This window comes from Janthinobacterium breve (assembly GCF_051380895.1).
In the GTDB taxonomy this organism is placed as follows: Bacteria; Pseudomonadota; Gammaproteobacteria; order Burkholderiales; family Burkholderiaceae_D; genus Janthinobacterium.
This window is the reverse complement of the sequence record NZ_JBNYXY010000001.1, coordinates 220,277-241,770: the sequence shown is the minus strand read 5'-3', so window position 1 is coordinate 241,770 and position 21,494 is coordinate 220,277. Positions and strand designations below refer to the sequence as shown.

General features: G+C 60.4%; 29 protein-coding genes. 28 read left to right on the top strand and 1 reads right to left on the bottom strand.

Going from position 1 to position 21,494, the window contains the following annotated elements; translation table 11 throughout:
* The first annotated feature begins 30 nt into the window (after positions 1 to 30).
* The 15 genes from ACQ4W0_RS01125 (at position 31) to ACQ4W0_RS01055 (ending at position 11,746) form a co-directional block, all read left to right on the top strand.
* Complete coding sequence (locus ACQ4W0_RS01125) at positions 31 to 1,590, top strand: phage portal protein (RefSeq protein WP_099419341.1); 1,560 nt, start codon at positions 31 to 33, stop codon at positions 1,588 to 1,590.
* Positions 1,590 to 2,456 carry a S49 family peptidase gene (locus tag ACQ4W0_RS01120; RefSeq protein ID WP_436575103.1) on the top strand — a complete coding sequence of 289 codons (867 nt, stop codon included), beginning with the start codon at positions 1,590 to 1,592 and terminating at the stop codon, positions 2,454 to 2,456. The genes ACQ4W0_RS01125 and ACQ4W0_RS01120 overlap by 1 nt, the downstream gene beginning before the upstream one ends.
* Positions 2,457 to 2,474: 18 nt before the next feature.
* Positions 2,475 to 3,062, top strand: coding sequence for a hypothetical protein (locus ACQ4W0_RS01115; RefSeq protein ID WP_436575102.1), 588 nt, complete (start codon positions 2,475 to 2,477; stop codon positions 3,060 to 3,062).
* 31 nt (positions 3,063 to 3,093) lie between these two features.
* A complete protein-coding gene (locus ACQ4W0_RS01110; protein ID WP_436575101.1) occupies positions 3,094 to 3,510 on the top strand; it encodes a head decoration protein in 417 nt (138 codons plus the stop codon).
* A gap of 65 nt (positions 3,511 to 3,575) precedes the next feature.
* Positions 3,576 to 4,640 (top strand): major capsid protein, encoded by a 1,065-nt coding sequence (locus ACQ4W0_RS01105; protein WP_298410504.1) that lies wholly within the window; start codon positions 3,576 to 3,578, stop codon positions 4,638 to 4,640.
* Positions 4,641 to 4,642: 2 nt separating this feature from the next.
* Positions 4,643 to 4,873, top strand: a complete 231-nt coding sequence (locus ACQ4W0_RS01100; RefSeq protein ID WP_436575100.1) for a hypothetical protein — start codon at positions 4,643 to 4,645, stop codon at positions 4,871 to 4,873.
* A complete protein-coding gene (locus ACQ4W0_RS01095) occupies positions 4,870 to 5,202 on the top strand; it encodes a head-tail joining protein (RefSeq protein WP_219117006.1) in 333 nt (110 codons plus the stop codon). The genes ACQ4W0_RS01100 and ACQ4W0_RS01095 overlap by 4 nt, the downstream gene beginning before the upstream one ends.
* The gene (locus tag ACQ4W0_RS01090; RefSeq protein ID WP_436575099.1) at positions 5,199 to 5,849 is read left to right on the top strand and encodes a hypothetical protein; all 651 of its coding nucleotides are present in this window, start codon (positions 5,199 to 5,201) and stop codon (positions 5,847 to 5,849) included. Before ACQ4W0_RS01095 ends, ACQ4W0_RS01090 begins: the two co-directional genes overlap by 4 nt.
* Before the next feature lie 9 nt (positions 5,850 to 5,858).
* Complete coding sequence (locus ACQ4W0_RS01085) at positions 5,859 to 6,044, top strand: DUF2635 domain-containing protein (protein ID WP_219117008.1); 186 nt, start codon at positions 5,859 to 5,861, stop codon at positions 6,042 to 6,044.
* Entirely contained in the window at positions 6,041 to 7,522 is a 1,482-nt protein-coding gene (locus tag ACQ4W0_RS01080) for a phage tail sheath subtilisin-like domain-containing protein (RefSeq protein WP_436575098.1), read from the top strand. The genes ACQ4W0_RS01085 and ACQ4W0_RS01080 overlap by 4 nt, the downstream gene beginning before the upstream one ends.
* Positions 7,523 to 7,571: 49 nt before the next feature.
* On the top strand, positions 7,572 to 7,940 hold the full coding sequence (locus ACQ4W0_RS01075) for a phage tail tube protein (RefSeq protein WP_298410515.1): 369 nt from the start codon (positions 7,572 to 7,574) through the stop codon (positions 7,938 to 7,940).
* A 3-nt stretch (positions 7,941 to 7,943) separates the two neighbouring features.
* Positions 7,944 to 8,270 (top strand): phage tail assembly protein, encoded by a 327-nt coding sequence (locus ACQ4W0_RS01070; RefSeq protein WP_436575097.1) that lies wholly within the window; start codon positions 7,944 to 7,946, stop codon positions 8,268 to 8,270.
* A 118-nt stretch (positions 8,271 to 8,388) separates the two neighbouring features.
* Positions 8,389 to 10,305, top strand: coding sequence for a hypothetical protein (locus ACQ4W0_RS01065; protein ID WP_436575096.1), 1,917 nt, complete (start codon positions 8,389 to 8,391; stop codon positions 10,303 to 10,305).
* Entirely contained in the window at positions 10,302 to 11,186 is an 885-nt protein-coding gene (locus ACQ4W0_RS01060; protein WP_436575095.1) for a DNA circularization N-terminal domain-containing protein, read from the top strand. The genes ACQ4W0_RS01065 and ACQ4W0_RS01060 overlap by 4 nt, the downstream gene beginning before the upstream one ends.
* Positions 11,183 to 11,746, top strand: a complete 564-nt coding sequence (locus tag ACQ4W0_RS01055; protein ID WP_436575094.1) for a hypothetical protein — start codon at positions 11,183 to 11,185, stop codon at positions 11,744 to 11,746. The genes ACQ4W0_RS01060 and ACQ4W0_RS01055 overlap by 4 nt, the downstream gene beginning before the upstream one ends.
* On the opposite strand, the gene ACQ4W0_RS01050 is transcribed toward ACQ4W0_RS01055, so the two are convergent.
* Positions 11,743 to 12,156, bottom strand: coding sequence for a hypothetical protein (locus tag ACQ4W0_RS01050; RefSeq protein ID WP_436575093.1), 414 nt, complete (start codon positions 12,154 to 12,156; stop codon positions 11,743 to 11,745). The two genes, ACQ4W0_RS01055 and ACQ4W0_RS01050, sit on opposite strands and share 4 nt — an antisense overlap.
* A gap of 36 nt (positions 12,157 to 12,192) precedes the next feature.
* On the opposite strand from ACQ4W0_RS01050, the gene ACQ4W0_RS01045 reads away from it, so the two are divergent.
* Genes ACQ4W0_RS01045 through ACQ4W0_RS00985 form a run of 13 tightly spaced genes read left to right on the top strand, consistent with a single transcriptional unit; the run spans position 12,193 to position 21,301 of the window.
* Positions 12,193 to 13,293, top strand: a complete 1,101-nt coding sequence (locus ACQ4W0_RS01045) for a phage baseplate assembly protein (protein ID WP_436575092.1) — start codon at positions 12,193 to 12,195, stop codon at positions 13,291 to 13,293.
* Positions 13,290 to 13,790, top strand: a complete 501-nt coding sequence (locus tag ACQ4W0_RS01040) for a phage baseplate assembly protein V (protein WP_298410529.1) — start codon at positions 13,290 to 13,292, stop codon at positions 13,788 to 13,790. The genes ACQ4W0_RS01045 and ACQ4W0_RS01040 overlap by 4 nt, the downstream gene beginning before the upstream one ends.
* A complete protein-coding gene (locus ACQ4W0_RS01035) occupies positions 13,787 to 14,230 on the top strand; it encodes a phage GP46 family protein (RefSeq protein ID WP_436575091.1) in 444 nt (147 codons plus the stop codon). Before ACQ4W0_RS01040 ends, ACQ4W0_RS01035 begins: the two co-directional genes overlap by 4 nt.
* Complete coding sequence (locus ACQ4W0_RS01030) at positions 14,231 to 15,355, top strand: baseplate J/gp47 family protein (RefSeq protein WP_436575090.1); 1,125 nt, start codon at positions 14,231 to 14,233, stop codon at positions 15,353 to 15,355.
* The gene (locus ACQ4W0_RS01025; protein WP_436575089.1) at positions 15,352 to 15,969 is read left to right on the top strand and encodes a YmfQ family protein; all 618 of its coding nucleotides are present in this window, start codon (positions 15,352 to 15,354) and stop codon (positions 15,967 to 15,969) included. Before ACQ4W0_RS01030 ends, ACQ4W0_RS01025 begins: the two co-directional genes overlap by 4 nt.
* On the top strand, positions 15,956 to 16,729 hold the full coding sequence (locus tag ACQ4W0_RS01020; RefSeq protein WP_436575088.1) for a hypothetical protein: 774 nt from the start codon (positions 15,956 to 15,958) through the stop codon (positions 16,727 to 16,729). The genes ACQ4W0_RS01025 and ACQ4W0_RS01020 overlap by 14 nt, the downstream gene beginning before the upstream one ends.
* A 1-nt stretch (position 16,730) precedes the next feature.
* A complete protein-coding gene (locus ACQ4W0_RS01015) occupies positions 16,731 to 17,042 on the top strand; it encodes a hypothetical protein (protein WP_436575087.1) in 312 nt (103 codons plus the stop codon).
* 2 nt (positions 17,043 to 17,044) lie between these two features.
* The gene (locus ACQ4W0_RS01010) at positions 17,045 to 19,390 is read left to right on the top strand and encodes a hypothetical protein (RefSeq protein ID WP_436575086.1); all 2,346 of its coding nucleotides are present in this window, start codon (positions 17,045 to 17,047) and stop codon (positions 19,388 to 19,390) included.
* A gap of 25 nt (positions 19,391 to 19,415) precedes the next feature.
* Positions 19,416 to 19,778 (top strand): putative holin, encoded by a 363-nt coding sequence (locus ACQ4W0_RS01005; RefSeq protein ID WP_436575085.1) that lies wholly within the window; start codon positions 19,416 to 19,418, stop codon positions 19,776 to 19,778.
* A complete protein-coding gene (locus tag ACQ4W0_RS01000; RefSeq protein WP_436575084.1) occupies positions 19,775 to 20,032 on the top strand; it encodes a hypothetical protein in 258 nt (85 codons plus the stop codon). The genes ACQ4W0_RS01005 and ACQ4W0_RS01000 overlap by 4 nt, the downstream gene beginning before the upstream one ends.
* Positions 20,029 to 20,616 (top strand): glycoside hydrolase family 19 protein, encoded by a 588-nt coding sequence (locus ACQ4W0_RS00995; RefSeq protein ID WP_436575083.1) that lies wholly within the window; start codon positions 20,029 to 20,031, stop codon positions 20,614 to 20,616. The genes ACQ4W0_RS01000 and ACQ4W0_RS00995 overlap by 4 nt, the downstream gene beginning before the upstream one ends.
* Entirely contained in the window at positions 20,613 to 21,008 is a 396-nt protein-coding gene (locus tag ACQ4W0_RS00990; protein ID WP_436575082.1) for a hypothetical protein, read from the top strand. Before ACQ4W0_RS00995 ends, ACQ4W0_RS00990 begins: the two co-directional genes overlap by 4 nt.
* Positions 21,005 to 21,301 (top strand): hypothetical protein, encoded by a 297-nt coding sequence (locus ACQ4W0_RS00985; protein ID WP_436575081.1) that lies wholly within the window; start codon positions 21,005 to 21,007, stop codon positions 21,299 to 21,301. Before ACQ4W0_RS00990 ends, ACQ4W0_RS00985 begins: the two co-directional genes overlap by 4 nt.
* The last annotated feature ends 193 nt before the right edge of the window (positions 21,302 to 21,494 follow it).

Genomic DNA, 21,494 nt, shown 5'->3' with positions numbered 1-21,494 from the left:
CCGCTGGCGCCACATCGCGGCCGGGCGTCGATGCTGTCCGGCGCAGGCGGCGCGCCATATGACGCCGCCGATATGTACGGCGACCACATGGCCGACTGGACTCCCTACCTGGGTTCGCCCGATGGCGACCTCAATATGCACCGCGACCGCATTGTCTCGCGCGTGCGCGACATGGTGCGCAATGACGGTTGGGCATCCGGTGCTGTCACGCGCATCCTGGACAATGCCATCGGCGCCTCATTCCGGCCGATCTTCAAGCCGGACTACGCTGCGCTGCGCGCCCACACGGGCATCAAGGAATTTGATCACGTGTGGGCCGATGAGTTTGGGCAGTGCCTGGAGGCCAGCTACCGAACCTGGGCGAACGATATCGGCCGCTACAGCGATACCCAGCGCGAAATGACAGTGGGCCAGCTAATGCGCCTCGGCTTTCGCCACAAGCTTGTTGATGGCGATGCCTTGGCCATGGTGCATTGGTTGCCAGAACGGCAGGGCCCAGGCCGCGCGCGATATGCCACTGCCATCCAGATCCTGGACCCGGATCGCTTGTCGAACCCGCAGCTGGTATTTGATAGCAACGAGATCCGGGGCGGCGTTGAGATTGATGCTTACGGCGCGGCGGTTGCTTATCACATCCGCCGCGCGCACCAGGGTGACTTCTTCACGGGCGCCAAGTCGGTGACGTGGGAGCGCATCGAGCGGGAGACCAACTGGGGCCGGCCGATCATTATTCATGATTTTGACCATGAGCGCGCCGGCCAGCACCGGGGTGTGGGCATTTTTGCGCCGGTGCTGCAGCGGCTGAAAATGCTGGTCAAGTATGACAGCGCCGAGCTCGATGCATCGATCATCAACGCTATATTTGCCGCTTACATCGAGTCGCCGTATGACCCGGCTGTTGTCGAAGAGGCGATGGGTGGCGACGACCTGAAGGATTATCAAACCCAGCGTCAGGAGTTTCATGATGATCGCCGGATCAAACTTGGCGGCTCCCGCATGCCAATTTTGTTTCCCGGTGAGAAAATCAATGCCGTCTCGGCCACAAGGCCGAACGCCAATTTTCAGGCCTTTGAGTCTGCTGTCCTGCGTAACTTCGCGGCTGGGACTGGGCTGTCAGCGCAACAGGTCAATAACGACTGGTCTGACGTGAACTACAGCTCGGCGCGTGGCGCCATGCTGGAGGCCTGGAAAACGCTTTCGCGGCGCCGCAATGATTACGCGGTTGGTTTTGGCCAGTCGCTGGTGAGCGTCTTTGCTGAGGAGGCGATGGAAGTCGACAACCTGCCGTTGCCACGCCGCGCGCCGGAGTATCACGAGTTCCGCACCGCTTACTCGCGCGCCAAGTGGATGGGGCCAGGTCGCGGCATCATCGATCCGGTGAAAGAGCGGCAGGGCGCCATCCTTGGCATGGATGCAGGCCTGTCCACGCTGGAAGACGAGGCGGCGGAACTTGGCGGTGTGGACTGGCGCGAGACGCTGAATCAGCGCGCCATCGAGATCGCGCGCTTCAAGGAACTGGGCATCAAGCTGCCGGAATGGGCGGCCGGTTATGACACCACGTCTGCAACTGAGGAAGAAAAGGTCACCTGATGAAATTTGAATTTCTGGCACAGCGATTATTCAACACGCCGCTGGCGATCGCGCCTGGCAAAGCCGAGGTGATCATGGCGGCGCTGGCTGACCGTCTGGGCATCAGCCAGATTGCCCGCCTGAACCCGGCGCCGCTGATGATGGAAGACGATGACGTGGTTTATTCGTCGCCTGGCCGTAACGGCCGCGCCGGCTATGAGGTGGTTGCCGGCGTGGCGATCATCGAAGTGTACGGCACCTTGGTGCAGAAACTCGGTTCGTTGCGGCCCTGGTCCGGCATGACTGGTTATGACGGCATCCGCCAGAACTTCCTGATGGCGCTGAGCGATCCGGACGTGAAAGCCATCATGCTCGACATCGACAGCCCAGGCGGTGAAGTGGCTGGCTGTTTTGACCTGGTCGACGCGATCTACCGCGCGCGTGGCAAGAAGCCGATCTGGTCGATCCTGAACGAGTGCGCCTATTCGGCGGCGTATGCGATCGCCAGCGCCGCCGACCGTATCACGGTTCCGCGTACTGGCGGCGTCGGCTCGATCGGCGTCATCTGGATGCACATGGACTGGTCGAAGGCATTGACCGGTGCCGGCTTCAAGGTGACGTTCATCACCTACGGCGAATTGAAGGCCGACGGGCATCCTGAAATTCCCTTGTCGCCGGAGGCGCTCGCGCGCTTCCAGGGCGACATCGACACGATGGGCGAACTGTTTGTGACGACCGTCGCCCGCAACCGGAATATCTCGGCCAAGGTTGTCCGCGATACCCAGGCCGCAACCTACCTGGGGGCGGCCGGCGTCAGCCAGGCGCTTGCAGATGATGTACTGGCCCCTGATGCAGCATTTCGGGCATTGCTTGCCGAAATTACCTAACTTTTTATTGGAAAATACATGAGCAAAATTACCAAGATGATGGCATCCCTGTCGTTCGCACACCTGCTGGGCATGCCGGCCGGCGCCAAAGCCGAAGACGGCGACAGCGATGACGACAAGAAGCAGCGCACCGACGAATCCGACGAAGACTATGCCAAGCGCATGGAGGAAGAGGAGGAGGAAGAGAAAAAGAAAGAAGACGCTCGCCGCGCGGAAGAAGAAGAAAAAGAAGAAAAGAAAAAGGAAGACGAGGCCAAAAAGGCCAGGAAGGCGGAAGAAGACGAAGACGACAAGGAAAAGGCGGCTCGCGTGAATGAGCGTGCCCGCTGTGCCTCGATCTTCAAATGCACAGCTGCTGGTACGCGGCCGGATGTGGCGGCGCATCTGGCCTTCAATACCAGCATGCCCAGCGCTGAAGCGATCAGCATGCTGGAAACCTTCGCCGTGGGTGGCGCGCCGCAGCCGTCCAGCCTGGCCAGCCGCATGGCCGGCGTGAAACCGCAGAACGTCGGCTCTGGCGCGGCAGCTGCTCCAGCGGCTGGCAGCGATGCCGCTGTTACGGCGCAGATCATCGCGGCCGGCAAAGCCCGTCGTGGCGAAAAATAGTTTTCAACCCGTCCTATAAAGGAAGCAAAACATGAGTCTCCCCGTCACTTCGGTGGGTGGTAGCCCACAGATCCCAGGCATTTATGCCGAAACCTTTATCCCGGATCAGCTGATCGCGGGTCATCATCCGCTTGTTACGGACAACGTGACCGTGCTGGCGGGCCAGGTGTTCCCGCGTGGCGCGGTGCTGGGCCGTATCACTGCGTCGGGCAAGTATGTGGTGGCACTCGCTGCAGCAGCTGATGGTTCCCAAAACCCGGCAGTCGTCGCTGTCGACAACGTCGACGCAACCGCTGGCGACGTGAACGCCGGTGTGTATGTCGCTGGCGGATTCAACGGCGCCGCCATGACCCTCGGCGCCGGCGTCACGCTCGCTGCCGCAGCAGCTGCGCTTCGGCCCTTGTCGATCTACGTCAAGGGTTCGGTATCTGCTGCCGATCCGACCTGATCGGCAATGCCCCCTGAGGCCCTCTGATGAGGGCTTTTTTTTCGTCCAAATTGCTGGAGTAAATTATGTCCTTTTTGTTCAACACCAACGTCCTGATCGGCGTGGTGCCCAACCTGAAGCGTCCGCAGAAATTTCTGCTCGATCGCTTTTTCCCCAACATCGTGATGTCCGATTCCGAGTATGTCTCGATCGACGTCGATGTCGGCCTGCGCCGCATGTCGCCGTTTGTCTCGCCACTGATGCAAGGCAAGCTGGTCGAACAGCGCCGCACGCAAACCAACCAGTTCAAGCCGGCCTATATTAAGGACAAGCGCGCGCCTGACCTGCGCAAGCCGGTGAAACGCATGATCGGTGAGCGCATCGGCGGTGAACTGACCGGTGCGGCGCGCGAAGCTGCCAACCTCGAAGCGGAAATGTCCGACCAGGTCGACATGATCGATCGTCGCCTGGAGTGGATGGCGGCATCCGCGTTGATGAATGGCTCGGTGCTGATCGTAGGCGATGGCTTCCCGGCTGTACTGGTCGACTTCGGCCGCGACCCGAGCTTGTCGATCGCACTGACCGGTGCCGACAAATGGGACACGGCCTTCGCTGCAGTCGGCGCGAATGGCATTTACACCGCGCCTTCCGACTTCATCGAAGAAAGTGGCCACAACATCTTGAAGAAGTCGGGCGGTACAGCTACCGATCTGATCTTCACCACCACGTCGTGGAAGTATTTCAAGTTGGACAGCAACGTCAAAACGTCGCTGCATTACCCACGTTCCGGCGAAAGCAACAACGTCAATATCGGCGCGCAGATCCAGCGCGGTGCCCAGTACAAGGGCAAATGGGGCCAGTACGATCTGTGGGTCTATAACGACTGGTATATCGATGAGAACGGCGTCGAGCGTGCCATGGTGGATGACGGCAAGGTCATCATGAGCGGCCCCGACCTGATGGGCACGCGTGCCTTCGGCCAGATCCTGGACCCGGCCTTTAACTACGCGGCCTTGCCCTATGCGCCGAAGACCTGGGTGGAGAATGACCCTGCCCAGCGCCTGATCATGATGCAGTCCTCGCCGATTGTCATCCCGTCCCGTGTCAACGCCTCGCTCTGCGCAACCGTAGCAACTCCGAAAGTATTCTGATCATGGCCGCCAAAACTGAAAAAGTCGTCAAAGCGGTGGTCGCGCCGGGCCGTACTGTCAAATTCGAAGGCAAGAATGTCGGGCCGGGTGGCGACGTGGCTTTGCCCGCAGATGAAGTGGAGTGGCTGCGCAAAGGCGGCTACCTGCTCGACCCTGCAGCGAGCGCGCCGACCATCGCGCCGGGTCCTGCGTTCGAGAAGGAGGGTGACGACAATCCTCCGCCGGCAGAATGATCGACTGGGACCGCGTGGTGAACGGGCCGGTTATGGCCCAGTTCGGTGAGCCAGCGCAGTTCCAGCCGGCTGCAGGCGCCCCCTTCGGCATTCATGGCACGTTCCATGAAGCCTACAAGTCCGTCGACTTGGTGGGTGGTACCGGCATTACAACGGAAATGCCCGCCCTGGGCGTCCGGTTGGCCGAGTTTGCGGTGCCACCGCGCCAACGTGACCGGGTCGTGATCACCGCCACCAATCTGCATGCCGGCGGCACGTATGTAGTCAAAGAAGTGCAGTTGAATGGGGTCGGCGCCGCCATCTTGCTGCTTAACTATGCGGAGCCATGATGGTTGGTGAACTGATGCTTGCGCGCCGCCAGATTCGCCTGGCGGCGCTGGCCGCGCTGACTGGTGAACAGTTCGCCGGCGTCACAATCGATTCACCTGGTGACTGGAGCACGCCGCCAGAACTATTGCCAGCCATCTTGTTGCGTGCGCCGGACGATCGCAAGGAATCGATCGGCAAGGGCGCGCCGCAGTTCACCAGTACCTGCACGATTGAGATCGAGGCGCGCGTAGGCGAGCGAACAGGTAGCGCCGCGCAGGACGCGATCGAGGCGCTTTGCTTGAGCATCGAAATGGCGCTGCTGACGAACAACGATCTGATCCGCATCATCAACCAGGTTGTGTCTGTGGAAAGCCGTACGGAGATTTCTTCGGAAGGGCGGACTCATTTTGGCGGCGCCCGCATGCTGTTCGCATTCGAGGTGCCTGAAATGTTCGATTCGTACGGTGCGCCTGGTGCGTTGCCTGGCCAACCGTTGACCGGCCTGCCTGTTCCTTTGCACAGTTTTGGTTTGCACCTTGATGCCGGCGCGCCTTTCGACGCCAGGGGCAACTATCCTGATTCGCGCTTTCCCGTGGCACCTGCGCCGCGCACGGCCGGCCCTGACGGCCGCGACGAGGGTGCGCTGAATATCGTTTTACCTCAATAGGAGATTCCCATGTATGTAACGCCAGCGCCGGGTCTGACGATTCCGGACCCTGATTTACAGGACGTCCTGCCAGCCAATGGCCGGGAAGTGCCTGACACGCCGTACTGGCAGCGCCGCATCTTCGACCGTGATGTATCGGTCAAGGCTGCTGTCGCTGAAAAGCCACCGCGTTCGACCGGGAGCAATAAAGAATGACCATCCCATTCAAAGGCGTCCCAAACAACATCCGGGTTCCGCTGTTCTATGCGGAAGTCGATAACTCCCGCGCCAACTCGGCGCAGGCGGCGCAACGCGCGCTGATCATCGGCCAGATCACGGCGGCGGGCACGGCGGTGCCGAACGTGCCGGTCATTTCCCAAGGTGCGGCTGACGCTGCCCTTGCTGGTGGCCAGGGTTCGATGCTGGCTTTGATGACGGCAGCTTATCGCCTGAACGACACGTTCGGCGAGGTGTGGTACCTGCCGCTGCTCGATGACCCGGCTGCGGGCGCCGCGACTGGCACGCTGACCTTCAGCGCGGCAGCGACCGCGAGCGGCACGGTCTACGCGTATGTGGCGGGCGTGCGCTATGCGATGCCGGTCATGGCAACGCAAACGGTGGCGCAGCTGGCGACGGCGCTGGCCGGCCTGGTCAATGCTGACGGTGCCTGCCCGGTCAAGGCAGCGGCTGCTGCAGGCGTAGTGACATTCACCGCGGTGAACAAGGGCCCGTGCGGCAACGATATCGATCTGCAGCTCAACTATCAGGGCTCGCGTGGTGGCGAAGTGCTGCCGGCCGGCCTGGCTGTGGCCATCGCACCAATGGCAGGCGGCGCCACGGCGCCATCGATGGCGGCGGCGTTTGCGAACCTGGGCGATCAGACGTTCGACTTCATCGTTTGCCCGTACACGGACGTGACATCGCTCGACGCCATCAAGGCATTGATGAATGATACGACCGGGCGCTGGTCATGGAATAGCCAGCTGTATGGGCACTTTTTCGCGGCCTACAAAGGCACGTTCGGCGCCCAGGTAACATTTGGTACCGTGCGCAACGATCAGCACGGCAGCGTGATGGGCGTGAACGGCTCGCCAACGCCGTCCTGGATCTGGGCGGCGGGGACGGCCGGCGCTGCGGCCGTCAGCCTGCGCAACGATCCTGCGCTGCCGCTGCAGACGGTGGCGATTCAGGGCGTACTGCCGCCGCCGTTGCAGAGCCGCTTTCAGATGACCGACCAGAACATTTTGCTGCACTCGGGCATTTCGACCTTCTCGGTCGCCGATGACGGCACGGTGTCGATCCAGAACCTGATCACGACCTACCAGAAAAACGCGTTCGGCAACCTGGACGATAGTTACCTGCAGATCGAAACGATGTTCACCCTGGCCTACGTGCTGCGCGAGCTGCGCACCATGGTGACCAGCAAATACGCCCGCGTGAAGCTGGCGGCCAACGGCACGCGCTTTGGCTCGGGCGCTGCAATTGTGACGCCAAATATTATCCGCGCCGACCTGATCGCCAAGTACCGCGAGCTGGAAGATGCCGGCATCGTGCAAAACGCCGACGCGTTCAAAGCGGGCCTGGTGGTGGAGCAGAACAGCCAGAACCCGAACCGCGTCGACGTGCTGTATCCGGGCATCCTGATCAACCAGCTGCGTATCTTCGCGCTGCTCAATCAGTTCCGCCTGCAGTAATACAACCCCAAGGCCGCTCTTCAGCGGCCCTTTTTTATAGGAGCCTGAATTGGCAGATACCACCAACCGGTTGGCAGGCGTTGCATACCTGACGGTCGACGGAACGAATTACATGCTCGCCGGCGATTTCACGTACAGCGTATCGAAGGTTACGCGCGAAACGCTGGTCGGCCAGGACCGTGTGCACGGTTATTCCGAGAAGCCAGCGCAAGGCAAGATGGGCTGTTCGGTGCGTGATGCTGGCGGCTTGAGTGTTGCCAGCTTCAACGCCATGACCAACGTGACCGTCACCGTTGAATTGGCCAACGGAAAAACGATCGTCGGCCGCAACATGTGGACCGTTGACGCCCAGGAGGTGAAAACCGCCGAGGCAATTTTCGAAGTGAAGTGGGAAGGTTTCAGCGTCGAGGAGGCGTAAAAAATGATGGATCAAGAAAATATGGATGGTGCAGACGGTGCTGGCACTGCGGCTGCGATCGTAGACGAAAAGACGATGGAACTGCGTAAACCGGTAGCGCTGGGCCACGTCGAATACGCCACGCTGGACCTGCGCGAGCCAACTGCGGGCGACTTGTCGAAAGCGTCGAAGGCGGGCAGCGATGTTGACGTGGCGATCGCGCTGATTTCGATCGTGGCGAAGGTGCCGCGCGGCGCCATCGAGAAGTTGTGTCAGCGCGACTTCCAGGAGGCGGCCGATTTTTTAGGCAACTTTACCGTACTTGGCCCTCCAACTGGCGTGAGGTCGTAGCCGAACTGACGAAGTACTACGGCTGGGGACCGCGCGATGCGTGGTCCCTGACGTGGACTGAGCTGGATTGGTGGAGTGAGCAGGCGCAGCGAATGCTCAAAGCGGGAGAGGCTGAATAATGGCAAGCGTTTTTAATATTGTTATCACGGCCGTCGACAGGGCCACGCGTACGGTGCGCAGCATCAACGATACCTTCGCGCGGCTGACGAGGCCGCTCGTTTTGATCCGCCAGTCGGTCCAGAACCTCAGCAATGAGCTGGGCTTGGACAAGGTGGCAAAGGCTATGGGTGGCGTCGGCCGGTCCGCGCTCGATGTCGCCGGCCGTGTACGCTCGATCGTGGCGCCGATGGCTGCCGTGATCGGTGTCGGCTCGATCGCCGGTTTATTGGCGCTCGCCATCAGCTGGGGCACGGTCGGCATGGAGGTCAGCAAGGCAGGTGCCGCGATCGGCATGTCGACGTCGACGCTGATGTCGATGCGTGGCGCCGCCAAGCTGGCGGGCGTGACAGCCGAGGAGTTGACCGGCAGCTTGAAGTCTGTCGGCGACACGATGGAGGACGCGCTCTTCGGGCGTAATCAGTCGGCGCTGATGCTGCTCAATAAAATGCGGATTGGCATCCACAAGACGGCCGACGGCTCGATCGATGCCGCGCGCGGCTTCAAGGATATCGCCACATACATATCGGGCATCAAAAGCGCCCAGGTACAGGGTGTCATTGCGCGTCAGTTCGGCATCGAGGCGGCACTGCCGTTGCTCCGCAAGGGCGCCAAGGGTATTGAGGAGTATCAGCAAAAAGTTGCTGAATTTGGCGGGTCGCGCACGGCCGGCGCCATCGCGGCTGCCGAGCATTTCGGTTTCAAAATGGTGTCGCTCAGCATGGCCACTGAGGGCGTGAAAATCTCCATCGGTGAGCGATTGATCCCCGTGCTGCAGCCGTTCATTGAAAAACTGATCACCTGGGTGACGGTCAACCGCGAGCTGATCGCTACCAGGGTGACCGAGTTTGTCGCGGCGTTTGCCACCTGGATCGAGCGCATCAATTTCAACGATGTGCTCAATGGCATGACCAACTTTATCTCGGGCGTTGCCGGCGTCATCGATTCGCTCGGTGGCTGGAAGACTGCAGCGCTGCTGGTGATGGGCGTGATGGCCGGCCCGTTCCTGTTGAGCGTTGCCACATTTGGGGCCAGCCTGGTGCGCCTGGGCGTGACCGTCATCCCTGTCTTTATTCGCGCGCTGGGGCTGATGCGCCTGGCCATGCTGGCCAACCCGATCACCGCGATTGTGATGGCCATTGCGACAGTGGCGCTCTTTCTCTATGAAAACTGGGACAAGGTCAAGAAGTGGTGGAAGGGCCTGTGGGGCGATATGTCTGACGACGCGGCCAAAAGTCAAAGCGCGATCGCCAAAACCACGGAAAAGCTGGCGAAGGGGACCAAGGGTCTTGGTGAAAAGCAGACCGGCGGTGCCTCGGGTGACTGGGGCGACCGCCGGGGCGGTGGTGCTTCGGGTGACTGGGAGGACGCGTCTGGCACGCGCTCCCGCGCGCCACGCGGCATTCGCAATAACAACCCGGGCAATCTGCGGTCCTGGGGTGATATGCCGCGTGAGGACGGCTTTGCGCGCTTTCCAACGCCCGAGGCCGGGCTGGCAGCAATGATCAAGAACTTGCAGGTCCAGCAAAGCAAGCATGGCCTGAACACGATCGCCGGCATCGTCGGCCGGTGGGCGCCACCAAACGAAAACGATACGGCTGGCTACGTCGGCAACGTCTCAAAGCAGACAGGATTTGGGGCGCACCAGCCGCTGGACCTGACTGATAAAAGAACGGTGGCACCGCTGATCTCCAGCATGATCCGGCAAGAGGGCAACAGCGCCGGCTACAGCAAGGACATGGTCGAAAAGGCGGTGACGCAGGTAGTGGTCGACTTCAAGAATGCGCCGGCGGGAACAACGGCGACAGCAAATATGAAAGGGGGGAATATGGTGCCTGTGCGAGTAAATCACTCGATGCCTACCCTGGCGGCGGGATGAGTATCGATGGCGCCCTGGGCGCGATAGGTTCCATCACCACCACCATCGGCAGTGCGGCAAATTTGGTGAAGCGTGTCAGCGGCGATAAGGGTGAAGCTGCAGCTGGCGCGGCCTCCTGGTTCTCGCAGCTGCGGCCTGCATCATTCCGAGGCGTTCCATTCGGCGTGCTGGGCGGTTCTGGCAAGTTTGGGCGGCGTCAGGTAGTGCATGAATACCCATTTCGCGACACGGTATGGGTCGAAGACCTGGGGCGTTCTGCTCGGCATGTCACCGTCTCCGGCTTCCTGGTCGGCGATGACGCCATTGCCAAGCGCGACCGTTTGATTGCGGCGATCGAGACTGCTGGCGATGGCGATTTGATGCATCCCACGTACGGCCAGCTGCGCGTCAGCGTGATGGAGTTTTCAACGGAAGAGCGTTGGGACCAAGGCCGTGTGTTCATGGTCAACTTCAACGTCATCGAGTCTGGCCAGCGTGTTTTTCCAAGCGTGGCCACGTCGACCGGCAGCGCCGTCAAAACGGCAGCCAAGGCGGCGGACGCCGCCAGCGCGACCGATTTCGCATCGAAGGTGGGCGCGGCCCTGAAGCAGGGCGCTGTGACGGCAGCGCAGGCGGCCAGCACGGCCGCTGCCTGGGGGCGCAAGGCGCAGTCGCTGGCGAACGACGCGACCAACTTGTACAACATGGTGGGCACACTGACAGGCAGCGTTGGACGGTATGCAAAGAGCCCTGGCATCGGCAAGTTTGCCGTTCTCGCCGGCGCCGTGGCGTCGGCCGAGACGACGATCCCGAAGCTGATCGCATTGGGGGCGTCGGCGCGGACATCGGTAACTGGTGCGATTGCAAAATTGAAGTCGACGGGATCGGGGCTGGGACCATGAGTACTGCAAGCGATTTTGCCGTTGCGGCGCAGGACCTAGCGGCCGCCTTGTACGGTGCTGCAGTCAAGCGAGCCGACGCACTGCGGCTGCTGTCGAGCCTGGCCGACTTCTTCCCCGACGACGTGACGTCGACGTCGGTTATCGGCTCGGCGATGGCCGTGACGCAGGATGCCACGGGAGAGCTGTTCAGGCGCGCCGCCATCGTTGCGCTGGCCAGGGCCTCGGCCGAGTATGAGCCGACATCCGCAGACGATGCTGCAGCCGTCAGGCAGGCCGTCTGCGGGGCGCTGGACGCCGAGATCATCAGCGCAGGGGATCAGGGGCAGGACGCGACGTTCAACGCCTTGCGTGCCTTACGCGCGGCCGTCTCGCATGATCTGGCGACGCGTGGCGCGCAGCTGGCGGGCGTAGCGAGCGTCGGCAGCAACCTCTCGATGCCGGCGTCGGTCGTGGCGCAGCGGCTGTACCGGAACCCGGTGCGGTCTGATGAGCTGGTATCACAAGCGAACCCGATTCATCCGGCTTTCATGCCGACCAAGTTCAAGGCGTTGTCGTCTTAACCTGCTGGCAAGGTGTTGGACGATGAGTTGGTCGTTGGCTTAAACGGCTCGCAGACGCCTTCAATGTAGTCGGTAGCGACGTAGTAAGCATCGCTGTCATTCACCGCGACATGACTGATGGATACCCAGCCGTCAGGCGTAGCTACCCTGCCTTTTGAAAACAGCCTCAATGATGTTTCCTTAAACGTGCGGCCATATGGACGGCCACATCCTGCTTCTTGCATCAACTGCCGGTAGTGGGAGAGATTGGCCTTTTTTGCATCAAAGCCTAGAGCTTGATAGGCAAAGGCCGCCGGCTTGGGGGCTAGGCAAAAAACCGCGTTACCTGTCTTTAAATGGCACTCGGCGAAGGCGCTTCCAGACAAAGCAAGCATGGCGAAGCATATTGATTTTTTCATTTTTTGTTTCATGCGTTCTCCTTCTAATTCAACTGATTGTAAAAAAATATGGCAGATGATCTCACATTAATTGTTGGCGGTCGGAAACTGTCCGGTTGGACCTCTATCCGCGTATCGCGCGGCATCGAGCGCTGTCCGAGCGATTTCGACGTGATGATGACCGAGCTTTATCCCGGCGACGTCGGCGCTTTCGTGATCCAGCCTGGCGATGCATGCCAGGTGCTGCTCGGTGCCGACCTGGTCATCACTGGCTACGTCGACCGCCTGGTGCCATCGTTTAACGCCGGCCAGCATGCCTTGCGCGTGATGGGCCGTAGCAAATGCGCTGACCTGGTCGACTGTGACGCAGAGTGGCCTGGTGGCCAGATTACCGGATCGAGCGTGCTCGAGATCGCCCGCAAGCTGGCATTGCCCTATGGCGTGTCCACCACTGGTGCGGATGCCGTGCCGATTACGGTGTCCTCGGACGTGACCGATTCCGACCCGCCTATCCATCAATTCAACCTGATGCTGGGCGAGAAGGCGTTCGAGATCATCGAGCGGCTGTGCCGGTATGCGGCGCTGCTGGCCTATGACGATCCTGCTGGTAATTTGTTCCTGACCCGCGTTGGCAAAGTCAGTGCGGCTAGTGGATTTACCCAAGGAAAGAACGTGCAGTCGGCTTCGCTGGAATACTCGATGGACCAGCGTTATTCCGAGATCCTGGCATTCATCCAGAATCTGGATACATTTTCCGACGCTGGCGACGGCGGCAATCTGGTTACGAAGGTGAATGACGAGAACGTACCGCGTCATCGCCGCAAGGTGCTGATTGCGGAGAGCGGCGATGCCAACTTTAACGTACTGCGGCAGCGCGCTGACTGGGAGCGGTCGCGCCGCTCGGGCCGGTCGCGGCGCCTGCAACTGGTGACGGATGGCTGGCGTGACTCGGCTGGCAAGCTGTACCAGCCAAACACGCTTGTGCCCCTCGATTTTCCGGCGTTGAAGCTGGCTCCTACAACCTGGCTGATCAGCGACGTGACATACAAGCGTGATGCGAACACAGGCACTACGTGCGAGCTGGTGATCATGCCGCCAACAGCTTTCGAGGTGCAGCCGATTCTGCTCGTCAAGGTGCTTGCTGAAGTTCCAGCAGCGGCGGGCAAATGATCGGGGTCATCGAGCGGTTGTACCGCTGCGTCATGCTGGCTTTCGGGCGTGGCCGCATCACCTTCGTCGATGATAGCGGCGCCGTGCAAAAGCTGCAGGTACGGTTTGGATCGATGGAGATCATCGACAACATGCCGGCGCCACACGACTACGGCTATACCTGCCACCCCCCGATCGGCTCGGATGTGTTTGCATCCTTCCTGGGCGGGAACAGATCGAATGGACTGGTCGTGTCTATCGGTAGCCAGGCTTACCGCATGAAGAACCTGGCTTCGGGTGAGGTGGCCATTTACGACGCGCTGGGCCAGTCGGTCCACCTGACGCAGGCCGGCATCGTGATCAACAGCGGTGGCTTGCCGATCACCATCAACGGCGATATCCAGCTGAATGGCTCATTGAACGCCACGGGCGATATTGTGGCCGACGGTATCAGCCTGGACCACCACAAGCACGGCGGCGTGCGGGTGGGCACTGATGAGTCAGGAGAGCCGGTATGAGCGACACCAGGACGATATGGATACGCGACATGGCGCGCGGCGACTGGGCACACGACAACGCCAGCCTGGCCAGCGGCGACGACCTGGAGACGGCAATCCTGATCAGCTTGTTTAGCGATCGGGAGGCCAGTTCTGACGACGTCATTCCTGATGGCACGGGCGACCCGCGTGGCTGGATTGGCGACATCGACCAGGACTACAAGATCGGGTCGCGCTTGTGGCTCCTGGAGCGCGCCAAGCAGACGCAGGAAACGCTGTGCCTGGCCAGCGACTACATTGCCGAAGCGCTGCAGTGGCTGATCGATGACAGCGTGGTGGCGCGGTTCGACATTACCGTCGAGTGGACACGTGCCAGCGTGCTCGGCGCGAACCTGGTGGCTTATCAACAAAGTGGCGCCGCGACGGCGCTTAATTTCAGCTGGGTATGGAGGACAAACTAGATGCCTTTTATTCGCCCCACATTGACGGAGCTGCGCAACCAGGTGACGCAAGATATTGCGTCGGGCTTCCCTGGTGCAGATCCGCTGTTGCGGTTTTCAAACCTTAACATTGCCGGCGTGGCACAGGCGAACCTGGCCAACTTGCATTACGGCTACATCGACTGGATCGCCAAACAGGCTGTGCCCTTTACCGCAACAGATGAATATCTTGAAGGCTGGGCAGCGCTGAAGGGTATTTATCGACAGGCGGCGACGTCGGCCAGCGGTACCGTGACGTTCAAGGGCACACCAGGCCGAGTGATCCCGCAGGGCGCCGGCCTGATGCGTGGTGACGGAATCCCCTACAGCACAAGCGCGGCCGTTCTCGTCGGCGCCGGCGGCAAGGCTGATGTGCAGGCGGTTGCTGATCCTGATCTCACCGGCCAGACTGGCGCGTTCGGTAATGCAGTAGTCGGCACATCGATGACGCTGGCGCAAGCCATTGAAGGCGTGCAGGCCAGCGGAATTGTCAGTGCAGCATTTACGGGTGGCTCCGATATCGAATCTAACGATAGCTTGCGCAGCCGAATGCTGCTGCGCTATCAGACTCCGCCGCGCGGTGGCGCACGCGATGATTACGTGACATGGGCCAAGGAAGTGCCGGGGGTGACCCGAGCCTGGTCCGTGGCGAACGTGCTCGGCATCGGGTCGGTCGTGGTTTATATCATGCTCGATAGGAGCCAGGCGGCGCATGGTGGCTTCCCGCAAGGTATCAACGGTGCAGCCACGGAGGAGCCACGCGGCATGCCGGCCACGGGCGACCAGTTGCGTGTGGCAGACCATATTTTGCCGCTGCAGCCGGTGACGGCGTTTGTCAATGTCGCCGGGCCAGTGGCGAATCCGGTCAACTTCATGATCCAGAATCTGCCAGTCGCGGCCCGGCCGATGGTCGCCGGCGCTATCGCTGATGTTTTTCTTCGCGATGGCGCCCCTGGCAAGTCAGTTCCGTTGGCGCACATCTGGTCGGCTATTTCCAGTATTTCTGGTGTTGACAGTTTCGTCATTCTGGCACCGCTGGGAACGATCACAAATCCACTTGGCGCCTTACCTGTCGTCGGCACCATTACCTACATCCAGACGATATGACCGCTTCCTTTTCAGCCCAGGACTACCTGGGAGCGCTGCAGGCATTGATGCCTCGCGGCCGAGTCTGGCCGCGCGATCTTGATGCGACGCAGACGCAATTGCTGCTCGCACTTGCGCAGGTGTATGAGCGCAGCGATGGGCGTTCGCGCCAGTTGCTGGTCGACGGCTTTCCGCAATCCGCAGTGGAGCTGCTACCTGAGTGGGAGGCTACCCTCGGCTTGCCCGACAGTTGCGGTGGGGCGCCTGACTCGATCGCCGAGCGTCAGGTGCGCTTGGTCGTCAAGCTACAGGAGCCTGGTGGGATGTCGAAGGGGTATTTCCTCAATCTGGCTATGGTCCTGGGCTATGCGGATGTGACTATCACAGAGTTCGGCCCGACAAATTGCGGAATGACCTGCGAAGTAGCAGTGATGAATGAGCAATTCCGCTTTCTTTGGAAAGTGAATCTGCCGCACCAGGTCGGCAACCATGACGTTTTCAGGGTGGGTTCGCGCTGCGATGAGCGTATTGAACGCTATGCATTCGGCGCATTGGAGTGCCAGCTGATGCGCCTCAAGCCAGCGCACACGCAGATAATTTTTACCTATAAGGAGGTCGCTGATGAAGCGAATTGATGGGCTGGACGTTGCCGTGGATTTGTTCGGTCCAGGCAAGCCGGGATTTCGGGAGCAGGTGCCAGGCGTGTCGCTGGCAACGGGCCTAACGGCGAAATGGTTCAATGCCGTGCAGGAATCGATTGTCCGGACGATTGAGGCCGCTGGCCTACAGCTTTCTGAAGCGGATATGGGGCAATTCGTCGCCGCGTTGATGGTACTGGACATTGCTGCGCGCGATGCCGCCATTGCTGCCGCTGCCGTCGACGCCACGAACAAAGCGGCAGGGGCACGTGCTACCGCCATCGCAACTGCCGACCTTGACGCCACGAACAAGGCCAATGCGGCGCGACTTGCAGCTATTGCCGCTGCAGCCCTTGATGCGACGGCCAAGGCCAACGCAGTGATCCCGAGCGGCACGCGCATGCTGTTCCAGCAAACAAACGCCCCAGTCGGCTGGACCAAGGACGCCACCCATAACGACAAGGCGCTGCGCGTGGTCAGCGGCGCGGCCGGCTCGGGCGGCACCGTCGATTTTAGCGTTGCGTTTGTCACAGGCACGGTCGGCGACACTACCCTGACTATTGCTCAAATCCCGTCGCATGACCATGGCACACCGGCTTATGCGCGAGACGGATCGAGCGCCCACCTGGGCGATGGCGGCGGGACATCCACTTTCCCCGGAGTAAAAACTGGCTCGACCGGCGGCGGCTCCCCGCATAACCATTCCCTCGATCTCGCCATCAAATATGTCGACATCATCATCGCAACCAAAAACTAATATGAAACTTGAACCTGGAAAATTTTGCCCCCTCATCAAAAAGGACTGTGTCGGCCTTCAGTGCAGCTGGCTTGTCCAGGTGCGGGGCACCAATCCGCAAAGCGGTGCTGAGGTCGACGATTGGCGCTGCGCGATTACCTGGCTGCCGATGTTGCTGATCAATACAGCGCAAGAGGTCCGTCAAGGATCGGCGGCTACGGAAAGTTTCCGTAATGAGATGGTGGAGGCATCGGAAAAAGCACTGCAAACGCAACTTGCTATTGCGAAGCTACAAGGTATTTCGAAGTTCATCACGCTTGACCAAGAGGCCTAAAAATGGAACGCATAAAGACAATAAATCGTGAGATCGATAAATTCGGCCCAGGCAAGGATGGATTTCGTTCGGCTGTACCAGGGATATCTGAGCCAACCTATCTTTCGGCTGATTTTTTCAATGGCCTTCAGGAGTCCCTGATGCGCGTGCAAGAGGAGGCCGGGCTTGAGCCATCTGCAGATTACGGGCAGTTTAATTTGGCGCTGAAAAAGATTGCGGATCTCGTAAGCACAGAGACGCAGCAGCGCGAATTTCCAAGCATCAGTGCAAAAGGTGCCGTAGCCGGCGCGGCCCTGGATAATACCGCTGCGATAGCCGCATGCGAGGCTGATGCGACCACGGACACTTTCCATGTCCCACCTGGCTATTTCAATACTCGTGCAAAAAAATTGCTGAAACGGTATGTTGGCCCCGGTTATGTCCGGACTTCATGGGTGAAGCCGGACTGGGGAACGGCATATCCGGTATTGAAGGAAAATTCCTGGTATCCGGATCAAGTTTTTACCGCTGATCGTCCGATAATGACACTCCCGCCAGCAATTCGCGAATCGTATAACGCTGGCGTTCTCCTCGGCGTGCTCGCTGGCGATTCTATTTCTGAGGTGGTGGATTCGTTTTATGGCAATGGTATTGCTGCGATGGTTCAGACCATGATGGCTAAACGGATGCCGTTCTGCAAAACTCGCATTATTAATATGTCCCTTCTGGGCCGCGCCCTTGATAATCTTTCCTCGCCCGCTTTTGTTGCTGGTGATCCGGCCACTACGGGGCAAAATGATGGCGGATCGTTCTGGCGCGATGCATTTCCGCATCGGGGTGGTGGTAGCGAAAGTATTGGCACAGACAGTAATCTCCGTAACGACGTGTGGCCGAACGGAACCGTCACTGGAAAATCATGGCTGGCGCACGTGCGGGATGCGCAACCTGATTTTATTGTCATCGCTCACGGCACGAATGCATATGGCGGCAATGAGGATTCGTGGATCGCGCATATGAAATCAATCTGGGCCTCGGTGCAGACGTGGGTGAAAGTTCCGTTTCTGGTGCTGGTGCCGCCCTCAATTCCGTCGATTATCCAGGCGTCGGAGGTCATTCCGGCTACTCAGGCGATTGCTGATGCGGCGCGGGCGATGGCTCTGCAGTACGGTTGGGGGCTGATCGACGTCAACGCGATGAGCCACATCGTTCTCAGGGGAGCACATTCCGACAATGGTCAACGGCTGCGTGAGCGCAACTTTCACGGCTGGGTCGATTCGGCTTCGTGGAACGTTGGGACCGGGATGGTGATCTCAAAGCCTGGGGTCAGCCCGGGTTATACGACAGAGGTGACGACATCGCTTAGCCCATCGTACTCGACCCGCCGGATTAAATCGCGAGACGTCGATATTTCCGCGACGTTCATGCTGGGCTCGTCGGAGTCCATTCCGTTCATTGTGGCCCGGTCCGCATCCGAGAGCGAGGCTGGCGGACTGCTGGTTCGCCTGGAGAGTATGGGATCGAGGCTGCGGGTATATTCCGGGACAACGCAGTTGCTCTCCGTGGAGACGGGGCTAACCGTTCTGGTTGGGGGTAAGGTTCGCCTGCGAGTGCGCCCAACAGGTGGCTATCTTGAGGTGTGGGTCAACAGTACCAAATTGATCGACGGTTATGGGTACGCTCCAAGTTATTGGGCTGGCGCCATCGGATTCGGTTACGCGGCAGGCGGCGGTGTGGTTTCGGAATTCGAATTTGAGTACACGCCCGACATGGCGATTAGTACGCCAATCCTTGATGAATATCTGGTATTTGGCGGGACTCCTGGAATGGTCGGTGGCACGATTGGTTACCGTGAAGATAGCGGATTTCATGGCGGCGATGGTATCCATCACCCTAGTGGCGACGGGCTGCAGCGGGTGTACGTGCCTGCTGTCGGTCGTTTCGTAGACGAATTCGTCACCGCGCTGCGACGACCTATCCCTGCGGTAGCAACACAACATACTGCGCAGTCCACGACCTCTGCCGGAGCGAGTGTTCCCATTCCGGGCACGACCGTCTCGGTGATGAGTCCAGCGCCTGCCAACGCGGTGCCTGCGAAATGTGAGATTACGATTTCGTTTCCCTATACCAATACCGATGCCAGCCCTAGCGCGGTAGTGTCGCTGTACTCAGGAACAGAATTAGCCCCGGGTGCACCAGTGCGCTCCTGGTACCTGTCCGGGAGCGTGGTGTACCGGCAAAATTTTTACGCACGCGTCCTGCTCAATGTTGGTCCCGGCGCGCTCAATTTCCACCTGGAATGGCAGGGCGCCGCGCTGTCTGCTGGCGGCGGTTCATTCCCGATCGAAGTGGCAGCAACGATTCTGTCGTAAAAATTTTTACTGAAGAAAGGCCCCTATGGCTGAACCAACAATTACCGCCGCTGGCGGCGCGCTCGCGCTCGGCACAGTGACCCTGACCGGCTCGATCCTCGGGCTGGATTATGACGTGCTACTCGTAGGCCTGGCTGGCGGCCTGGTCGCACTGTCGATGGTCGACCAAACCAGCCGCCTGAAAATGGTCATTTCCGTGATGACCAGCGCTCTTGTCGCCGGCTACGTCGGGCCCATTGCGAATGCCGGCGCATTGGAATATTTCCCTTGGACATCGAAATCGGCCGACGCCATGCGCTGGTTCTGCGCCTTCGCGGCCGGCGTCTCGGCGCAAACCATCGTGCCGCTCGCACTGGGCTGGCTGAAGAAAAAAGGAGGTGGCCAATGATCCTCATCTTGAATCTGCTTGCGGGGACCATCTTGCTGGCCTATTCCTTGTGCGTGCTCAACCGCATGAGCCATCGCAGCAACCACATGTTTCGCCTTTTTTATGTGCTGCTGGGCGTGGGCGGCCTCGCGGTGCTGACCGGGCCGCTGTACGGCTACACGCAGCCGCAAATGGGCGAGGTGCTTTTGAACTCCGGCATGGCCGGCATTGTTGTGGCGAGTTGGTTTGCCAAAGATCGGAGGGTTATACAATGAGCGATTTGACACTGGCTCAACTGATTGCCATCCTGCCATATTCCCGGCTGCGTGCGCCTACCTTCTTGGCGCCGCTAAATGCTGCTATGCGGGAGTTCGGCATTAACACGCCGGCGCGCCAAGCTTCGTTTCTGTCCCAAGTCGGCCACGAATCTGGCAGCCTGGCCTACGTGCATGAGCTCTGGGGGCCTACGCCCTCGCAAATTCGCTATGAGCGCGATTTCAGTGCGGCTTGGCCACCAAGGGCAAAGACTGATCGCAACCAATTGCCCTGGGATCTGGGTAATGCGCAGGTTGGCGACGGTTCGCGCTACCGAGGCCGCGGCCTGATCCAGGTGACGGGCCGCAGCAACTATGCCGCATGCGGAAAAGCTATGGGCCTGGACCTACTGGCGCAGCCGGCGCTGCTCGAGCAAACCGTCAACGCCTGTCGCAGCGCCGGCTGGTTCTGGCAGTCGCGCGGCCTGAACACGCTGGCCGACGCCGGCGACCAGATCGCTGTGACGCGACGCATCAACGGTGGCATGAACGGCTTGGCGGAGCGATTGGCCTACTTCAAGACGGCGCAGAAGGTGCTGACGTGAGCGGCGCCAGCGCGCTGGCCGGCGCGGCAGTCAGCGGCATCTGGAAGGCGGCGGCCATCGTGCTGGCGGCTGTGCTGTTGGTGGTAGCCAGCTCCACTGGCACCGGCTGGTGGCTGGCCACCGGTGACCGTGACGCCGCGCGCGCTGCGCTGGTGCTGGAGCAAGGCATTAACACGAAGCTGCGCAGCTCGATCACCGAGCAGAACCGCGCCATCGATGGCATGGCCAAGGCAACCCTGGCGGCACAGGAGCGCGGCGCGGCGGCACAGGCCGTCGCCGCTGCCAAGGGCAAGAAGTATGACGCCGCCCTGGTGCAGATTGAGGGCGTGCGCGCCACGACCTGCGACGAGGCCATGCCGGCCGTCAGGCAGATGCTGGAGGGCCTGCGATGAAACCCCAGACGGCGCGACAAATTATTCCAAAAATTATTCTGGCGGTGCTGCTGGTCGGTTGCGCCAGCGCGCCGCCAGCGCCGCAGTTGGTCGAAGTTCCCGTCTTTACACCATGTGTAAAGGCGGTACCGCAGCGGCCGGCCTATGAGTTCGACCAGCTGACGTCAGTAGTAACGGATGGCGAGATTGTCCTGGCGCTGGCACGGGACTGGCCGCGCGGCCGGAAGTATGAGGTGGAACTGGAGGCGGTAATTGCGGGCTGCGTTTTGCCAGAGGCAAAAGCAGAGCACTGAGCGCATGCGCAAGCCCGCCTTCTGTGCAAGTGCTGGACCTACCGCCCCGGCCGGTGGCAGTGGCACCGAAGGAGGTGCTGCAGCCGATCCCGCCGGCGGGCTACTTCCTTACGCGGTGGCGCGAGATATTCAAGCCTTGATTTTGCAGACGGAATAAGTGGCCGCATCTGGTCGGGCGTGCCAAACGTTTGTG

What these genes read in the sequence shown, in the direction of transcription:
- ACQ4W0_RS01125 (WP_099419341.1), top strand. Translation starts at nt 31, where the DNA reads ATGCTGTCCGGCGCAGGCGGCGCGCCATATGACGCCGCCGATATGTAC.
- ACQ4W0_RS01120 (WP_436575103.1), top strand. Translation starts at nt 1,590, where the DNA reads ATGAAATTTGAATTTCTGGCACAGCGATTATTCAACACGCCGCTGGCG.
- ACQ4W0_RS01115 (WP_436575102.1), top strand. Translation starts at nt 2,475, where the DNA reads ATGAGCAAAATTACCAAGATGATGGCATCCCTGTCGTTCGCACACCTG.
- ACQ4W0_RS01110 (WP_436575101.1), top strand. Translation starts at nt 3,094, where the DNA reads ATGAGTCTCCCCGTCACTTCGGTGGGTGGTAGCCCACAGATCCCAGGC.
- ACQ4W0_RS01105 (WP_298410504.1), top strand. Translation starts at nt 3,576, where the DNA reads ATGTCCTTTTTGTTCAACACCAACGTCCTGATCGGCGTGGTGCCCAAC.
- ACQ4W0_RS01100 (WP_436575100.1), top strand. Translation starts at nt 4,643, where the DNA reads ATGGCCGCCAAAACTGAAAAAGTCGTCAAAGCGGTGGTCGCGCCGGGC.
- ACQ4W0_RS01095 (WP_219117006.1), top strand. Translation starts at nt 4,870, where the DNA reads ATGATCGACTGGGACCGCGTGGTGAACGGGCCGGTTATGGCCCAGTTC.
- ACQ4W0_RS01090 (WP_436575099.1), top strand. Translation starts at nt 5,199, where the DNA reads ATGATGGTTGGTGAACTGATGCTTGCGCGCCGCCAGATTCGCCTGGCG.
- ACQ4W0_RS01085 (WP_219117008.1), top strand. Translation starts at nt 5,859, where the DNA reads ATGTATGTAACGCCAGCGCCGGGTCTGACGATTCCGGACCCTGATTTA.
- ACQ4W0_RS01080 (WP_436575098.1), top strand. Translation starts at nt 6,041, where the DNA reads ATGACCATCCCATTCAAAGGCGTCCCAAACAACATCCGGGTTCCGCTG.
- ACQ4W0_RS01070 (WP_436575097.1), top strand. Translation starts at nt 7,944, where the DNA reads ATGATGGATCAAGAAAATATGGATGGTGCAGACGGTGCTGGCACTGCG.
- ACQ4W0_RS01065 (WP_436575096.1), top strand. Translation starts at nt 8,389, where the DNA reads ATGGCAAGCGTTTTTAATATTGTTATCACGGCCGTCGACAGGGCCACG.
- ACQ4W0_RS01060 (WP_436575095.1), top strand. Translation starts at nt 10,302, where the DNA reads ATGAGTATCGATGGCGCCCTGGGCGCGATAGGTTCCATCACCACCACC.
- ACQ4W0_RS01055 (WP_436575094.1), top strand. Translation starts at nt 11,183, where the DNA reads ATGAGTACTGCAAGCGATTTTGCCGTTGCGGCGCAGGACCTAGCGGCC.
- ACQ4W0_RS01050 (WP_436575093.1), bottom strand. Translation starts at nt 12,156, where the DNA reads ATGAAACAAAAAATGAAAAAATCAATATGCTTCGCCATGCTTGCTTTG.
- ACQ4W0_RS01045 (WP_436575092.1), top strand. Translation starts at nt 12,193, where the DNA reads ATGGCAGATGATCTCACATTAATTGTTGGCGGTCGGAAACTGTCCGGT.
- ACQ4W0_RS01040 (WP_298410529.1), top strand. Translation starts at nt 13,290, where the DNA reads ATGATCGGGGTCATCGAGCGGTTGTACCGCTGCGTCATGCTGGCTTTC.
- ACQ4W0_RS01035 (WP_436575091.1), top strand. Translation starts at nt 13,787, where the DNA reads ATGAGCGACACCAGGACGATATGGATACGCGACATGGCGCGCGGCGAC.
- ACQ4W0_RS01030 (WP_436575090.1), top strand. Translation starts at nt 14,231, where the DNA reads ATGCCTTTTATTCGCCCCACATTGACGGAGCTGCGCAACCAGGTGACG.
- ACQ4W0_RS01025 (WP_436575089.1), top strand. Translation starts at nt 15,352, where the DNA reads ATGACCGCTTCCTTTTCAGCCCAGGACTACCTGGGAGCGCTGCAGGCA.
- ACQ4W0_RS01020 (WP_436575088.1), top strand. Translation starts at nt 15,956, where the DNA reads ATGAAGCGAATTGATGGGCTGGACGTTGCCGTGGATTTGTTCGGTCCA.
- ACQ4W0_RS01015 (WP_436575087.1), top strand. Translation starts at nt 16,731, where the DNA reads ATGAAACTTGAACCTGGAAAATTTTGCCCCCTCATCAAAAAGGACTGT.
- ACQ4W0_RS01010 (WP_436575086.1), top strand. Translation starts at nt 17,045, where the DNA reads ATGGAACGCATAAAGACAATAAATCGTGAGATCGATAAATTCGGCCCA.
- ACQ4W0_RS01005 (WP_436575085.1), top strand. Translation starts at nt 19,416, where the DNA reads ATGGCTGAACCAACAATTACCGCCGCTGGCGGCGCGCTCGCGCTCGGC.
- ACQ4W0_RS01000 (WP_436575084.1), top strand. Translation starts at nt 19,775, where the DNA reads ATGATCCTCATCTTGAATCTGCTTGCGGGGACCATCTTGCTGGCCTAT.
- ACQ4W0_RS00995 (WP_436575083.1), top strand. Translation starts at nt 20,029, where the DNA reads ATGAGCGATTTGACACTGGCTCAACTGATTGCCATCCTGCCATATTCC.
- ACQ4W0_RS00985 (WP_436575081.1), top strand. Translation starts at nt 21,005, where the DNA reads ATGAAACCCCAGACGGCGCGACAAATTATTCCAAAAATTATTCTGGCG.